This is a genomic window from Oscillatoria sp. CS-180, from assembly GCF_028330965.1.
GTDB lineage: Bacteria > Cyanobacteriota > Cyanobacteriia > Phormidesmidales > Phormidesmidaceae > Halomicronema.
In genome coordinates, this window is record NZ_JAQMUB010000040.1 from 1 (window position 1) to 13,954 (window position 13,954).

The window sequence follows — 13,954 nt, forward strand, 5'->3', positions numbered from 1 at the left end:
CAAACAAATCGATGCCAGATTGCAGGTGACGGGGGCTCAATGGAATGAAGCGTCTTTGCCACAAATGCTCAAATTGAGATCCCTTTATCTCAACCATCAACTTGATTGTTTTTCATCCCCCAGTGGATGACGTGCTCCCGTTGATTGGGTTAGCCGACCTCGAATGCAAATCTGTAACTCATAGACGGTTTGTGTAAAGCCGTTATTTATTAACCGACTTCAGTATTTCATCACTTAACCGTTGTACTCGTTCCAGAGCTTCCAGCAATTCACTTTGCTTTGCAATTGGGACCTGATCGAAATCGATCTTACGAAGCCGCTTTCCCAACGCCTGATACGTCTGTTTCCACGTATGAACAGGAGCAGGCTTCTCTTGCTCATTTTGAGCTTGGCTCTGAGTGGACTCTGAAATGCCTTTAACAGCTTCTTTGACTTCGACTACAGTCATTTCATTGTGAACCGCTTTCTCAAGAAGGGTGTGCCTCTCTGTAGTGTTCTTGATTTTTCCAATCTCTATCGCAATATTCGGAGAGATTGATTCATCAACAATTGCCTCTTTTAACTCTGGCGACAAAGAAATGAGGGGGATTCTAGAAGATGAAAAGGAGGAAATCGTTATAGGAAGCTTATTACGCTCCCAAACCTCTTCGATTGCCGCAACTTTTTGCTGGTCCACTTTTGATACTTTTCTTCTAATTTGTGAAAAGAGTTTTGCTAACTCATCTACATTCGGTCGATAGTTAAATCTTTCTTGGAAATGCTCCTGAATAATTGTGAGGATACTGTTGGTGTCATCCAAAGCATTTAGTGGCCTAGATGCGGCATTGTGCTGATAGGAAAACTCTGCTAGCTTCAAATCACTTTCAACTTGTTGCACGTCTACGGCAATTGCTGTTCTCCCTATGCGCTGCAATGCTTCAGCGGTTGTATGCCCTCCAATAAATTCATAGTCATGCTCGGGATCATCAAACACCTCAATAACCGGAACCGAACCCGAAAATCCATGTTCAGTAAATGAGGCAACAAGCTGATTAATATGGTCTTCAGCAGCATAGCTTCGAGGCTGCCAACGACCTTTTCTTATCCGGGAAATAGGGACTTCCTGTTTGGAGTTGGTTACAGGTTTTTGTACTACGGATGAAATTTTCGCGTTATTCCATCCCGACTTTCCAAATTTAGCCACAGGTGCTCTCCTTCATCTGCTCAAGTATTTCCCAAACTTCTTTGCCTACATCCATACAATCACCCCAGGCAACGCCTGCATTTTTGTCACGCTTGCCAGTTTCGGCACGGGCATCGCGAACCAAAACTCCCTGATCAGCAGCTTTTTGAAAGGCAGAGAAAAGCCGCATTTTCCCCTCAAGTAGTGGTTCATTCATACTCGTTAAATATGCTCTTGCCGCTTCAGCATCCTTAGAACGAGCATCTACCAGAGTTAGCAGGAATGTGTAAGGGGTGATCACGCCTAACGATCTCAAGTCATCGAGGAAAAGCGGTAAAGTATCGATGCTAAGAGACTGAGGGGGTGTAGGAATGATCAGTAAATCTGAATCCCCTGCAATTTCTTTTAGGTCGTCTCTGGAAGGTCTTGCTTGCGTGTCAATAATAATGTGCTTTGCGCGATTGCCTGTCTGAAACCATTTGGCTTGAGTCGCCAAGGTCACGACCTCAAAAGGTAGATTTCCTGATTCATTCTTTCCCGCCCAGCCCAAGACAGAACGATTTTCATCTCCATCAATCACAAGAACCTGTCCATCTGAGGAATCCAATAGTGCCAAAACTCCCGCCAGATGAAATGCTAAGGTGCTTTTCCCAACACCGCCCTTGTGTGAAGCGATTGTGATTACTGCCATATCTATATGCCTCGCCATAAGAGCGCAGTTTGTATCTACGGTACACGCGATCTTGATTTATGACCCAAAAAATCAGAAAAACGTTTTTCTGATTTTTTGGGCGTTTTCATCTTGGTCATCTTCGTATTGCCTCTCTAGCTTTTGACCAACTTGCGCATTGAATTTGCGAAACAGGGCTTCCTTGGCCTCTACAACATCTGCGGCTGTCTGAGGGCCGTAGTGAGGGCACGACTCCTCTAGCAGTGGCAGAATTCCTCTATGGTCGCTACGATTTCTCGTCTGCAATGAATATCATGTCCAACGGCAACTTCACGTTTTGTACGCAGAGTTGCATAGGGTAAGGGGATCAACGGGGAAAGCATTCCACGATCTGGCGCATCTGAAGGTTAGGGAGATGTCTAACTTCAATTCGCCAAAATAAAGTCAGAAAGAGGATTTATCCTGAGAAGATGAACCGCAACAACAAAAATATCGTTGTCATACTCTAAGTTAATAAACAAACGGAGCGCCGGTCTGACTATGCAGATCTGCTTGAACGTTTGTACCATAGGCTTGTTGAATATTTTCCATTGTCATTACCGCTTGCGGCGCATCGTCAGCTAATACGCGGCGATTGAGCAACAGTAGGCGATCATAGCGATTAAGTGCCTCACCCCACTCATGACTGCAAACCAACAGCGTTTTGCCCTGCTGGCTGAGGTCAGCGAAAATGCTCAACATAATGGCTTCTGTTTTTTTATCGATACCGCTAAACGGTTCGTCTAGCAAAAACAAGTTGGGCTGCTGGGCCAGGGCACGCGCTAGAAAAACTCGCTGCTGCTGACCACCCGAGAGCTGACCGATAGGACGGTTTTTGAGGGGCAACATCTCCACCCGATCAAGCGATGCACTCACTAATTCTTTGACTTTGCTACCAGGAGAGCGTCCCCAGCCAAGGGCCCTTGTCTGCGCCATCATCACCACATTCCAAGCCGTGATTGGATAGTCCCAATCAATTTGCGATCGCTGCGGTACATAGGCAACCTGCGATCGCTGTCGCTTCAGCGAAGCTCCGTTTAATAAGATCTTCCCTCGATAGGGCGTTAGACCCAGAATTGCCTTGACCAGGGTGCTCTTTCCCGCACCGTTAGGACCAATGAGCCCGACCCATTCGCCTGGGCGCAATGCCATCGAGACCCCTGTAAGTGCTTCAATGCCCCGATAGTTAACCGAAAGATTTTGAACCGTTAGCATAATAAAGAACAATAATCGGCAAGCTTAATATCTATGGCTTTTAGGATTCAAGCCCCGACAAAGACTCACTAAGCATGAGAATACTACCGCTACCTTCGTTAAGCCGCACGATGATTAAGTAGCGAAGCATTTCGCCCTGTAAAAGTTGGTATGCCCGTCCAGCGGAGAAATTTTCTTGAGGCTGGAGATCAAAGCCTGTGTTATTGGTGATTTCGGGTATGACCACTGTTTGCAACACCTGTTCGGGTGTTTGCGTCGGAAATAGATAATAAGAAGAAACAACAAGCTTGGGCTGATTGTTTTCATCGAAGAATTGATTGACCTGTCCTGACTCTCCAAAGAGAGTAAAGATATCAAGTAGGGGGGTATCTTCAAATCCTTCATCCTGGTCCTTGAAATAGCCGACCAAGTTCTCCCAGTCCGCTACGGTTTGGGCCTCATCGCCAGGCATGACTGACGTAGGCGTTGAAGGGACGGGTGAAGGCGTTGCGGCAGGGACGGTATCAGAATCGGGAGTTATCTCAGATACAGGCTTATCGACAGGGCTATTACTCGTCTCAGGGATGGGGGCATCGGATGGCAAATTTGCTCTGGGGGCTGCCTTAGAGGCAGGCTCACTAGTAGGGGTATCGTTCGTCTCCGGGGGGGGATCGGATGCGGGCGGGCGGGACGGGACTGCTGGTAACGGCTGAGACTTTGGTGCTGGCAGCGTGGGTAGTTGGCTTGCGTCAACGACAGAAACTGGGCGGGCTGGAGAAATTGGGCTAGCTGGGATTGAAGACACCATCAATGGGCGAGGCTTTTCTTGCCATGGGAAGAGTGCTAACAAGCTGTGGAGCAGCACAGAGAGGAAGAGTGCCACACCGCGATCGCGCTTTTTGTCCATGGCAGTGCAGGCTAAATAATTCAAAAGCCCAATCGTTGACAGGCTAAACGGCTAGATTTACACTAACAGACTAACGTGATAATGATTATCATTATCTGTCCCCCACTTGCCCTCTGTGAAACGGTAGCCCATGAAACGTTCCTTTCACCTATTTACTGCGCTTGCTGTCTTTGGCGGAGCATCCACGCTGCTTCTGGGCAATCAGGCTGCCCGCAGCCAAAATAGTCCTCAAGTCGTGGCGAGCTATAGCGTCCTGTGCGATCTCGCTCAGCAAATCGCTCAAGATACCGTGGATGTAACCTGCCTCATAGAAGCGGGCGAAGACCCCCACCTTTACAACGCCACCCCTTCCGACAGGCGGGCCATTGAAACCGCCGATCTGGTTCTGTATGGAGGCTACGGATTCGAGCCAGACATTATTCAAATGGTCGAGTCAACAGACGGCGATGCCCCTCAAATTGCTGTTTCCGAAGCTGCCGTTCCCGAGCCGCTTTTAGGTGAGCCTCACGACCATGGTAGCCACGGTGACCACCACGATGAACATGGTGAGCATGGCGAGGAAGACCACGACGAACACGATGACCATGGCGAAGAAGGTCATGATGAGCACGGTCATGATGACCATGGCGAAGAAGACCACGACGAACACGATGACCATGGCGAAGAAGGCCATGATGAGCACGGTCATGGCGAGCATGGCGAGGAAGACCACCATGGTCACCACGATGAGCATGGCGAAGAAGGTGATGTGCCTGACCCTCATGTCTGGCACGATGCAGAGAATGGTATTGCGATGATCCGCGTTATCCAAGCGCAGCTCAGTGAGGTTTCTCCCGACAATGCCGACCTTTATCAAGCCAATGCAGAGGCTCTAATTGCTCAGCTCACCCAGCTCGATACCTGGATTCAACAGCAGATGGACACCGTTCCCGAATCGCAGCGAGTACTCGTAACAACCCATGATGCGTTGGGCTACTACGCCGAGGCTTATGGCATTCGTATTGAGGCTGCTTTGGAAAGCTTTAGTACTGAGGCTCGTCCGTCAGCTGCCGACTTAAGAGAACTGATTGATTTTGTTGAAGGCAGCAACGTACCCACTGTCTTTATAGAAACAACGAGCAATCCTGGACTAATTGAAGCGGTTTCTAGAGAAACAGATATTGGCATTTCAGAAGAGCCGCTTTACGCCGACAGCTTAGGAGAAGCTGGTACACCCGCAGCAACCTATACAGGTATGCTGATGACCAATACCTGCACAATTGTCAGCGGCTTAGGCGGCAGATGTAACGAAGCGGCTGCACAGGCATTTCTCGACTAATCTGAGACGATCGCTCTTTTAGAAGCGTTCTTTTCAAATTGGACGGGTGACGATCAGTCACAATAAGCCATTACTGGAAACGGTAGTCCAAACCCTGACAGGCAGCCCTGATGTTTTGTCAGGGTTTGGCACATTACTGGCTTGTGACATCGGGAATTGAGAGATACGAATTCTACAGAATCAGTTCTAAGTGTCAGAATTGAGTACTCTATCTACGAAAGAAAGGAGCGCTAACATGCCGCTCCGCTCTAATCTTATTCTTACGCGGCCTTCGTCAGGTCTCCGAGTTCACTCATGCGAGCTCGGATCTGTCTCTGATGTTCTGGTAGAGACACCACTTCTGCCATCGCTTGACGAACGCGCAAAAATTGATTCAGTTCCGCCACTGCTTCGCAGAAATTACCTGCTTTCTCGATGTGGCTAAAATTCAACCTCGGAATTGTAAAAACGGCAAGTAAGTTGACAGTGCCCTGCGGTCCTATTGCGATGATGACGGTCTATTTATCGAAAAATGTATCTTGAGTAATCGAGATGGTCCGAAAAAGTTGCCACTTCCTCTCTTGAGAAAGATGTGACTTAGCAATTCTCCCCATATCTTGAGGAAAACGATTTGCATATTCAACTTTCAGGCTGAGTATGTTGAACAATTGGTACCTTAGGCATTTTTGGGCAAATCTTATGGCGAAATCAGAGAGTAAAACCACAACCGATCACGACACGATTAAGCAATGGGTTGAATCTCGTAACGGTTTTCCCGCTACTGTTAAAAGCACAAAAGAAGAAGGTGAACCAGGGCTGTTGCGGATTGACTTTCCTGACTACAGCGGCGAAGATTCGCTGGAACGCATTGAATGGGACGAGTTTTTTGACAAGTTTGAAGAGAGCAGTCTAGCGTTTCTATACCAAGAAGAGTTGAAAAGTGGTGAGGAAAGTCGCTTTTGTAAATTGGTTAGCCGTTAGGTTGTGACTCGAATTCTCTTCATTGAGCTTTTAGGCGGCCTGGGCGATGTTCTGATTGCGCTACCGGCTATCCAGGCATTAGCAGCCTCGCATCCTCAGTCACAAATGACTGTATTAACGTTTGCGCCAGGGGATTCGCTGCTGCAACATCACCCTTTGATACAGCAAGTCTTGCCGGTTCCAAAAGGAAACGCGCGTCAAGCAGTCATCGAAGCGTTGCAAAAGCCCTATGACGTGATCGTGACCGATACTAACTATGAGGGTATTGCTGAACTGGTGCAGCAGAGCGGCACGGCACAAACTGTTGTCAACGTTTGGCGTCAGCCACCTCCGGACCAGTTGGTGAGCGATCGCATCCTTCAAATTCTTCTAGCGGAATCTCTGATTACTGGCTCAGCAGCTCAAGCCTATCATCACCCTAAACTCTATCTGACGGAAGCAGAAAAAGCCTTGGTGCAGAGCCGACTAGGCACCGTGAGGCGTCCTCTAATAGGTCTGTATCCTGATGCCGGAATGTCCATCAAACAGTGGTCACCTGACCGGTTCATCGCTTTAGGGCAATTACTGCAAGAGCGCTACGGAGTCTATCTGATCATACCTGAAGGCTCTAACTACCATCAGGTTCAAACCATTCTTGCTGAACTTCAAGGCGCTATTTATTGGCCCCGACAGACCCTCCGCGAACTCGCAGTCCTCTTTACCCAACTTGACTGTGTCGTGGCCGCCGACACTGGCCCCGCTCGCGTGGCCGCCGCTGTCGGCACTCCTACCGTCACTTTGTTCGGCCCCGCTTGGCATGGACGCTACGGCCAACCCAGTCCCCATATTAATCTGCAAGGTTATCCCTCCTGCCCGGAGCGCAACGTTGCTAACTTCACTGAACAACCCTGTTGGTATAGCGGGACGTGCCCATTTGCCTGGGATACCTGCGTCAATTTGATCACGCCGGAGGAGGTGGCGGCAGCGGTGGTCGAGAGCGGGGGAGTGGGGGAGTGGGAAGGAGTCGGGGAGCATGGGAGCATGGGAGCATGGGAGCATGGGAGCATGGGAGCGCAGGAGAGACACGCAATTGATGCGTCCGGCGTGGCTGCGTCTACGCATCTCAACGCGGCCCCTCCCCACCCATCTACCCAAACCCTCCAAGGAGGCTCCGCCAACACACCTTCCCTACTCTTCAAAAATGGCTCTGCCGAACGAGAAGCCGCTATTGCGTCTACACCCCCTTGCACCCAGTCACTTCATCCCCCCATCACTCCCTCTCCCCAACCCTTCCCCTCCTGGCGCTCCGTCCGTAATGTCCTAATCATGCGGCTAGATAACATCGGTGATGTGCTGATGACAGCGCCGGTGCTGCGTGCGATTAAGGCGAATCGTCCTGATGTGCGACTAACATTAATGGCGAGTCCGGCTGGCGCACAGGCGGCGGCGGTACTGCCTTGGATTGACGAGGTGCTGCCGTGGCGATCGCTATGGCAAGCGCTGGATAATCCCCCCGGCGATATTGAGCAGGACTGGCAGTTGGTGCAAACGCTTGCATCTCGCTGTTTTGATGGAGCTATCATCCTGACGAGTTTCAAGCAAAGTCCCCATCCGCCAGCCTTTATTTGTCAGCTAGCGGGAATTCCTTTGCGATTGGGAGCGTCGTCGGAGTTGGGTGAATGTTTGACCCATCGGGTTGCTGATTTGCCACATGACTTACATCAGGTAGAGCGCAATCTGCGATTAATTGAAGCGGTTGGTTTTCAAGTGCAGGTCAGAGATCTTGGCCTACATGTACCAGCATCATCTTGGGTTCCTGCTGAGCCTTACCTGCTGCTAAATCCTTGGGCGAGCTGTCCCTCCCGCATGTATTCTTTAGAGCGGTTTGCGATCGCGGCCCGAACACTATCAGACAAGACTGGCTGGCCGGTTGTGATCACAGGTATGGACAAACATCAAGACGCCGCTGTTTCAGTATTAACCTCGTTGAAAGACCGAGCAATTAATTTGATTGGTAAAACGAACTTGTCAGATCTTGTCGCCCTAGTTGCCCACGCCCGTCTGATGCTTTCCAACAATACATCCACGATGCACATGGCTGACGCAACTCAGACTCCCAGCGTCATCCTGTTTGCAGGGACTGAACTAGAGCAACAGTGGCAACCCCGCCAAACTCAGGCTCGCTTGCTGCGTCGCCCTACACCGTGCAGTCCCTGCTATGCCTTCACTTGCCCCTATGAGTTGGAATGCTTGGATGTTCCCTCCCAAGCGATCGTAGAAGCAGCATTGTCTTTACTGAGGCGAAGGAATTAGCGCGTAAATTCCTAACCGCTCTCCTATGAATACTCACTCATCCACCCTCACGCCCCATGCACATCACCTTTGTCACTGGTAGCTATCGGCCCAATCAAGATGGGGTAGCCGACTATTTAATCAATCTGCGATCGCATCTTGCCTCACGCGGAATGACTTCGACTGTCTTGACAACTCACGATTCGGCTGATGCGATCGCCGACCCCACAGTTCAAGGCGCGCTGACCTACTGGACGCTGCCTCAACTGCTGCCTCTGGTAAGACAAATCCTCAACACCTCGACAGACATCCTTCATATTCAACATGCGGCAGGCAGCTATCGGTTTGAGCGTCCGGTATTTCTATTACCTTTCCTGTTGAGGCTAGCGGGCTACCGGCGACCTATTGTAACCACGGCTCACGAATATGGCTGGTGGGAGTGGCAGCCCCGATGGCTTCCGGCTCAACCGTTAGAGAGGCTGAAAGAGTGGGGACAAAAACATACTTGGTGGGATCGCGAAGATGGATTTCTGTTGACGGGGAGCGATGCCATCATCACAACCAACGAAAACATCACGCGGATTATGCAGGAGCGGTTGCCTAAGCTGCGCGATCGCATGTCTACTATTCCTATTGCGGCCAACCTAACAGTCGTTGCCATCCATAAGCAAGCAGCTCGTCGGCAACTCCGACAAGACTGTCGTTGGCCAGAGACGGCTCAGGTCATCACCTTCTTTGGTTTTCTGCATCCCATTAAGGGGATCGAGCCTCTTATTCAGGGTTTTCAGCAAGTCAATAAGCGTTATCCTCAAGCACGGCTATTGCTTATCGGTGGCGTTGAGACTTTAGCCTTGCAAGGCGAAGACGCCAGACAGTACTGGTCTAAAATTCAGACTCAAATCCGCGAGCTAAACCTTACTCAGTCTGTCCACTGCACAGGGTACTTAGAAGCTAAGCAGGCGTCGTGCTATCTCTCAGGCTCAGACTTAGGCGTGCTGCCCTTTAATCCTGGTATTTCGCTTAAAAGTGGGTCGCTATTAACAATGCTGGCGCATCAGTTACCCACAATTGCGACTTGCACCCATGAAACGGATACCGTTCTGACGGACAAGCGGGTCATTGCCCCAATATCTCCCCGCAATAGTAGTGCGATCGCAGCAAAAATAAGTACCCTATTAGACCATCCTGATGAACGGCAACGACTGGCTGAAGCAGGGCTGAACTTTGTTCAATCCTTTACCTGGGACTCGATTACGACCCAACATCAAAATATTTACCAGCAGCTTGTAGATCAATAGAGTCAGCGTTGTGGTGGCATGCATTTGAGTCAAGCACACCCCATTCCTTGTTTCCGATTCCCTGCTCCCTTAAGACACTGAGATGTACTTGACTAAATCGAGTCTTGTCGTCCGGCTTTTGCGAGCGAGGTGCTGCGATGTATCCCCTCGAATGGCATTGCGCTCTGGTTGCGAGAGGCATTTCCGGAGAAGGATAGGGTGGCTTTGGTAAGGGCGGGCACGATGCGATCGCAGGCCAGCTTTCCGCCAAATAGATTCCGCGCTACTGGCCCGACTCGCAACGCCGTCCAAGGCCCCATCAAAAATAGTTCACACCCTGGCCAGCGCAGGTGTTCATCTAACACGGGCAAGCCATTGATAGTTTCAATAGGATATTGCTTCCAAACGTCTGCCAACAGGGAATGCGATCGGATATCCAGAGTTGTTCCCGTCGCCAGCCAGACGCGATGGATGGGGTGATGGGCAATACGGTTATGGGCCATATGGTTGTCGCAGCATACTTTCCAGGTATCGCCTTGCCAGTGGGCATCTGCCACCTGACAGTGCTCATAAAAGGTGATGTGCCCCTGGCGCTGAAGTTGCCGCAAGCGGGTCATCATAGCAGGCGTGAGCGAGCCACCATTGCGGGCTTGTTGCACCAGCTGCCAGCGAGTCTGCATATCCGGTTCGGCGTGGAAACCTTTCAGATACTTTGGCCCCAGCCACCCCGGTTCGGCATCAAACAGCTTTTCTTGGAAGGTGCGCCGTGCCATCATCACCACATTCGCGCCGCGCTTCACAGCCCCGACGGCCAGGTGTCCACTAGTCAAGCCACTGCCCACAATGAGCACGGTCTCCCCCGCCAGTGAACTTAGGGTAGACAACCGAACCTGACTGGCATGACACAGCCGTTCTGGGGGATGGGTGGCACTGATTTGCTTGGCCCAATCGGGTAGGTAAGGCTGCCCGCCTCCCGTAGCTAGCACAACCCGCCGCGCCAGCACGGTGTCCCCTGTAGATAAGGTCAACCGAAATTGGGAAGGTTGTTTTGACCAGGGTTCCAGTCGAGTGACTGCTGCGGTTACCACGTGATTTTGCAACTGCCAGCGCTGTACCACCGTGTCGCAGAATTCTTGAAACAGGCACGTGCCAGGACGGTCGTAAGGGGGATGCAGTTCGTGATAGCGCCCCTCGGCAAAGGCTCTCAGGGCATGGGCATTGGGGTCGGGATGGTGAACAGCGGGCGATCGCAACTCGGCAATTTCTTGGGCCGCAAACTGCTGTTGCCACTGAGTCATCCAGGAGCCACTAGGGTCCAAAACCTGGATGCGATCGCGCAGTTTCGCCTTCTTCTGCAAAACGTGGGTGACTAGAGTAAGGGCTTGTGGTCCGGCACCAATGACGGCAATATCGGTCTGCAATTGGGCCATAACGGTTGACGGAGGTTGCTCAAAGAGGATGCAAGCTATGATAATGATTATCGTTACCGTATTGCAAGCCTATGATCACCGTCGTCGCTGGCCCCTGCGGCGCAGGCAAAACTACTTGGATTCTTCAGGAACTTGCTCAGATGCCGACGTCTTCTGTTTACGTTACGCCAGGAATTGGTACGGTGCCCATTGATGTCACTCGTGTGACAGCAAAGTTTCCTCAGATCGAAGTCTTTCATTATCAGCCCGAAACGGAACTGCTGCAGCGTTTAGCGGCTGGAATACCAATTTATGTTGAGCTGGGCTTTCAGCTAGAAACAAACATTCCGCTACTGGAAGCGCGACCCCACCGCCGGATTGCGCTGGTCGCTGAAGAAAATCGGGATGCGGGCTGGCAACTATGGGCCGATGAAGTGATTCGCGGCAATCCATCGACCCTCGATCTGCAATCGGCACAGCTTTGGCGGGCACCGTTAAGCGGTCAAGTATTTGACCCGCCTAGCCTAGATACTTTCTGGCAAGAGTTGACCCAAGGGGCCTATGGCGAGGTGCATCGGGCCAAAGGTATTTTTGAGCTGGCCGATGGTCAGGCGTTTCATCTGGATTTTGTGAACAGCTTGCCCGGGAGCGCCTACACCGAACTCAATCTGCCCCAATGGGTGGAGGGCCGCCCCAATCGCTTTAGCGGTATTGAAGTAGTGGGGCAGCGATTGGATGAAGGGGCGATCGTGGCCACCCTTAAGGATTGCTATTTATCTGACTCACTACTCGCCGCTCACCAAGCCACTTTAAGAGACTCATTTTCCCTGGAGGCATCATGAATATCGCCGTTCTGTCCTGCATTCACGGCAACTTAGAAGCGTTGGAAGCCGTTTTGCGGGAGATTGACCAGCAGCCCGTTGATCAGATCTACTGCCTCGGCGATCTGGTAGGTTATGGCCCCTATCCCAACGAAGTCGTTGCCCGCATTCGCGAACTCGACATTTCTACCTGTCAGGGCTGTTGGGATGAAGACATCGTTGACGGGCTAAATGCCTGCGACTGTAGCTACCCCTCTCTGCTGGCCGAAACCCGAGGTCGATTAGCTCATGAATGGACTAACCAGGAAGTTACCCCCGAAACCCGTGCCTACCTGGCCAGTTTACCCCTGGCTCTACAACAGGACAATCTGTGCTTCGTCCACGGCAGTCCTCACAGTCAGCACGAATACTTGCTGCCCGACACTAGTGCCTTCATCGCCCTAGAGCGGGTTCTCGCTACCGGAGCCGACACCCTCTTCTGCGGTCACACCCACGTTCCCTACGTCCGTCACCTAGAAAACAGCCACCTCACCCTCAAAGTCGCTTCCTCGTCTTCCCAGTCACCCACCCACTCCACCCCCTTATCTTCTCTCAAACGCATCATCAATGCGGGATCCGTTGGCGAACCCCGCCACGGTCGTTCCAACGCCACTTACGTCATCTACAACACCGACACCCAACAGGCCGAACTTCGCGAAGTCGAATACGATTACACTAAAACCTGCGCTGCCATCCTCGAAAAAGGACTACCTGCCATCTTCGCTTGGCGACTTGCCCAAGGGTTGGAGTATGCCGAAAAAGCCGACGACCCGACTCACGTTTGTGAACGATAGCGATGACACACTGGGCTATTCTCTCCGGCATTGACGGCAATCTTTCCGCTTACGAAGCGGTGCTCGCTGACCTCAAGCGAGTCCGCTACCCGATTGAAGCGCTGTACATTCTGGGTGATCTGGTTGGCCCCCATCCACAGTGCGAAGCCTTGGTGCAACGGGTGCGTCAACCGCGCAGAGGCGAGCTGGAACCTCAAGTTTGTCTGGGTTGGTGGGAAGAACAGTGTTTCAACCTACACGGCATGGGTAGTGATCCGGAGGCCACCGAGTTGTTGGCACAAATCGGCCCCGATGGCGTTGAACAGCTCTGGAAGTCGATGTCGCGGCAAACGGTGCAGTGGCTAAGGTCCCTGGATTTTGGCTTCTTTGAATTTGACTGTCTGCTAATTCACGGCAGTACAGTGGGGTGCCATGACCTGCTGACGCCAGATACGCCACCGATGCAACTGCTGGATCGACTGCTGCGGGCGGATGCTAATACGTTGTTTTGTGGGCGATCCGGGTTAACGTTCCACCTAAAAATTCCTGAAGGGGCAGTGACCTCTACCGTGACCACCTTGGATGCTCCAGCTCAAACAATGACCCAGACGGTGCGCGATCGCCAAATTATCGGCGTCGGCAGCGTTGGTAAAGAACCAGGGAAAGCCACATACACCCTGTACAGCCCTTATACCAACATAGTGAGTTTCCGGACAGTGCGCTATGGCACCCAGGGCAAGGGATTTGGGGTAGGTTGACTCAGGACGCTTCGAGATTGAGAACGGGTTGGCGAATCAGGCTATGGGAAGCGATCGCTCACCCATAATATTGTCGTTTACAACGGTCCAGTTCTCGTTCCCCTCTAACATATCAAAGTCAGTCAGGCGCTGGCATTGAACAGTGTTGCCCGTTTGCGATTCAACAGGCAATGTGTCACCTGACTCAACAATGGCAGACACGGCAGCTCTCGTGCTATCAGCGGAGCGAGGCATCGGAGCGCAGGACGCCATAAGGCTTAGAAGGACAACGGATGAGAGTGTGCATTTGAACGCTAGCGGTATACCGTTCATACAAAACCCCTCGATTACAGCTTCATTTTTGGCCCCCGCCCGCG

Annotated in this window: 13 protein-coding genes and 1 pseudogene; 8 read left to right on the top strand and 6 right to left on the bottom strand. The window is 51.5% G+C overall.

From position 1 onward, the window contains the following. Positions 1-130: pseudogene (locus PN498_RS09870) on the top strand (ISKra4-like element ISLesp1 family transposase); the annotation flags it as partial. 72 nt (positions 131-202) lie between these two features. Here the strand turns inward: PN498_RS09870 and PN498_RS09875 are convergent. From PN498_RS09875 to PN498_RS09890, 4 genes are all read right to left on the bottom strand, one after another. Beyond that, positions 203-1,183 (bottom strand): ParB/RepB/Spo0J family partition protein, encoded by a 981-nt coding sequence (locus PN498_RS09875; RefSeq protein WP_272062571.1) that lies wholly within the window; start codon positions 1,181-1,183, stop codon positions 203-205. Next, complete coding sequence (locus PN498_RS09880; protein WP_272062572.1) at positions 1,176-1,853, bottom strand: ParA family protein; 678 nt, start codon at positions 1,851-1,853, stop codon at positions 1,176-1,178. Before PN498_RS09880 ends, PN498_RS09875 begins: the two co-directional genes overlap by 8 nt. A 489-nt stretch (positions 1,854-2,342) precedes the next feature. Further along, complete coding sequence (locus PN498_RS09885) at positions 2,343-3,086, bottom strand: metal ABC transporter ATP-binding protein (protein WP_272062573.1); 744 nt, start codon at positions 3,084-3,086, stop codon at positions 2,343-2,345. Positions 3,087-3,126: 40 nt separating this feature from the next. Beyond that, on the bottom strand, positions 3,127-3,972 hold the full coding sequence (locus PN498_RS09890; protein WP_272062574.1) for a hypothetical protein: 846 nt from the start codon (positions 3,970-3,972) through the stop codon (positions 3,127-3,129). Positions 3,973-4,102: 130 nt separating this feature from the next. On the opposite strand from PN498_RS09890, the gene PN498_RS09895 reads away from it, so the two are divergent. From PN498_RS09895 to PN498_RS09910, 4 genes are all read left to right on the top strand, one after another. Next, on the top strand, positions 4,103-5,290 hold the full coding sequence (locus PN498_RS09895) for a metal ABC transporter solute-binding protein, Zn/Mn family (protein WP_272062575.1): 1,188 nt from the start codon (positions 4,103-4,105) through the stop codon (positions 5,288-5,290). 678 nt (positions 5,291-5,968) lie between these two features. After that, positions 5,969-6,250 (top strand): hypothetical protein, encoded by a 282-nt coding sequence (locus PN498_RS09900; protein WP_272062576.1) that lies wholly within the window; start codon positions 5,969-5,971, stop codon positions 6,248-6,250. Positions 6,251-6,253: 3 nt separating this feature from the next. Then, positions 6,254-8,542 (top strand): glycosyltransferase family 9 protein, encoded by a 2,289-nt coding sequence (locus PN498_RS09905; RefSeq protein WP_272062577.1) that lies wholly within the window; start codon positions 6,254-6,256, stop codon positions 8,540-8,542. A gap of 56 nt (positions 8,543-8,598) precedes the next feature. Continuing rightward, a complete protein-coding gene (locus PN498_RS09910; RefSeq protein ID WP_272062578.1) occupies positions 8,599-9,819 on the top strand; it encodes a glycosyltransferase family 4 protein in 1,221 nt (406 codons plus the stop codon). A 92-nt stretch (positions 9,820-9,911) separates the two neighbouring features. Here the strand turns inward: PN498_RS09910 and PN498_RS09915 are convergent, their stop codons facing one another. Continuing rightward, positions 9,912-11,228 carry an FAD/NAD(P)-binding protein gene (locus PN498_RS09915; RefSeq protein ID WP_272062579.1) on the bottom strand — a complete coding sequence of 439 codons (1,317 nt, stop codon included), beginning with the start codon at positions 11,226-11,228 and terminating at the stop codon, positions 9,912-9,914. Positions 11,229-11,299: 71 nt separating this feature from the next. Between PN498_RS09915 and PN498_RS09920 the strand changes: the two genes are divergently transcribed. The 3 genes from PN498_RS09920 to PN498_RS09930 are packed head-to-tail and all read left to right on the top strand — an operon-like array spanning position 11,300 to position 13,598. Continuing rightward, positions 11,300-12,049 carry a GTP-binding protein gene (locus PN498_RS09920; protein ID WP_272062580.1) on the top strand — a complete coding sequence of 250 codons (750 nt, stop codon included), beginning with the start codon at positions 11,300-11,302 and terminating at the stop codon, positions 12,047-12,049. Next, positions 12,046-12,861: a metallophosphoesterase family protein gene (locus PN498_RS09925; RefSeq protein ID WP_272062581.1), complete on the top strand. Its 816-nt coding sequence runs from the start codon at positions 12,046-12,048 to the stop codon at positions 12,859-12,861. Before PN498_RS09920 ends, PN498_RS09925 begins: the two co-directional genes overlap by 4 nt. A 2-nt stretch (positions 12,862-12,863) precedes the next feature. Further along, positions 12,864-13,598 carry a metallophosphoesterase family protein gene (locus PN498_RS09930; protein ID WP_272062582.1) on the top strand — a complete coding sequence of 245 codons (735 nt, stop codon included), beginning with the start codon at positions 12,864-12,866 and terminating at the stop codon, positions 13,596-13,598. Between the two features lie 36 nt (positions 13,599-13,634). Here the strand turns inward: PN498_RS09930 and PN498_RS09935 are convergent. Beyond that, positions 13,635-13,954: hypothetical protein (locus PN498_RS09935; RefSeq protein WP_272062583.1), on the bottom strand; the 320-nt coding region annotated here is incomplete at its 5' end.

Bases quoted from the DNA above. Each gene is read 5' to 3' on its own strand.
- PN498_RS09880 (WP_272062572.1), bottom strand. From the start codon at position 1,853: ATGGCAGTAATCACAATCGCTTCACACAAGGGCGGTGTTGGGAAAAGC.
- PN498_RS09885 (WP_272062573.1), bottom strand. From the start codon at position 3,086: ATGCTAACGGTTCAAAATCTTTCGGTTAACTATCGGGGCATTGAAGCA.
- PN498_RS09890 (WP_272062574.1), bottom strand. From the start codon at position 3,972: ATGGACAAAAAGCGCGATCGCGGTGTGGCACTCTTCCTCTCTGTGCTG.
- PN498_RS09895 (WP_272062575.1), top strand. From the start codon at position 4,103: ATGAAACGTTCCTTTCACCTATTTACTGCGCTTGCTGTCTTTGGCGGA.
- PN498_RS09900 (WP_272062576.1), top strand. From the start codon at position 5,969: ATGGCGAAATCAGAGAGTAAAACCACAACCGATCACGACACGATTAAG.
- PN498_RS09910 (WP_272062578.1), top strand. From the start codon at position 8,599: ATGCACATCACCTTTGTCACTGGTAGCTATCGGCCCAATCAAGATGGG.
- PN498_RS09915 (WP_272062579.1), bottom strand. From the start codon at position 11,228: ATGGCCCAATTGCAGACCGATATTGCCGTCATTGGTGCCGGACCACAA.
- PN498_RS09920 (WP_272062580.1), top strand. From the start codon at position 11,300: ATGATCACCGTCGTCGCTGGCCCCTGCGGCGCAGGCAAAACTACTTGG.
- PN498_RS09925 (WP_272062581.1), top strand. From the start codon at position 12,046: ATGAATATCGCCGTTCTGTCCTGCATTCACGGCAACTTAGAAGCGTTG.
- PN498_RS09930 (WP_272062582.1), top strand. From the start codon at position 12,864: ATGACACACTGGGCTATTCTCTCCGGCATTGACGGCAATCTTTCCGCT.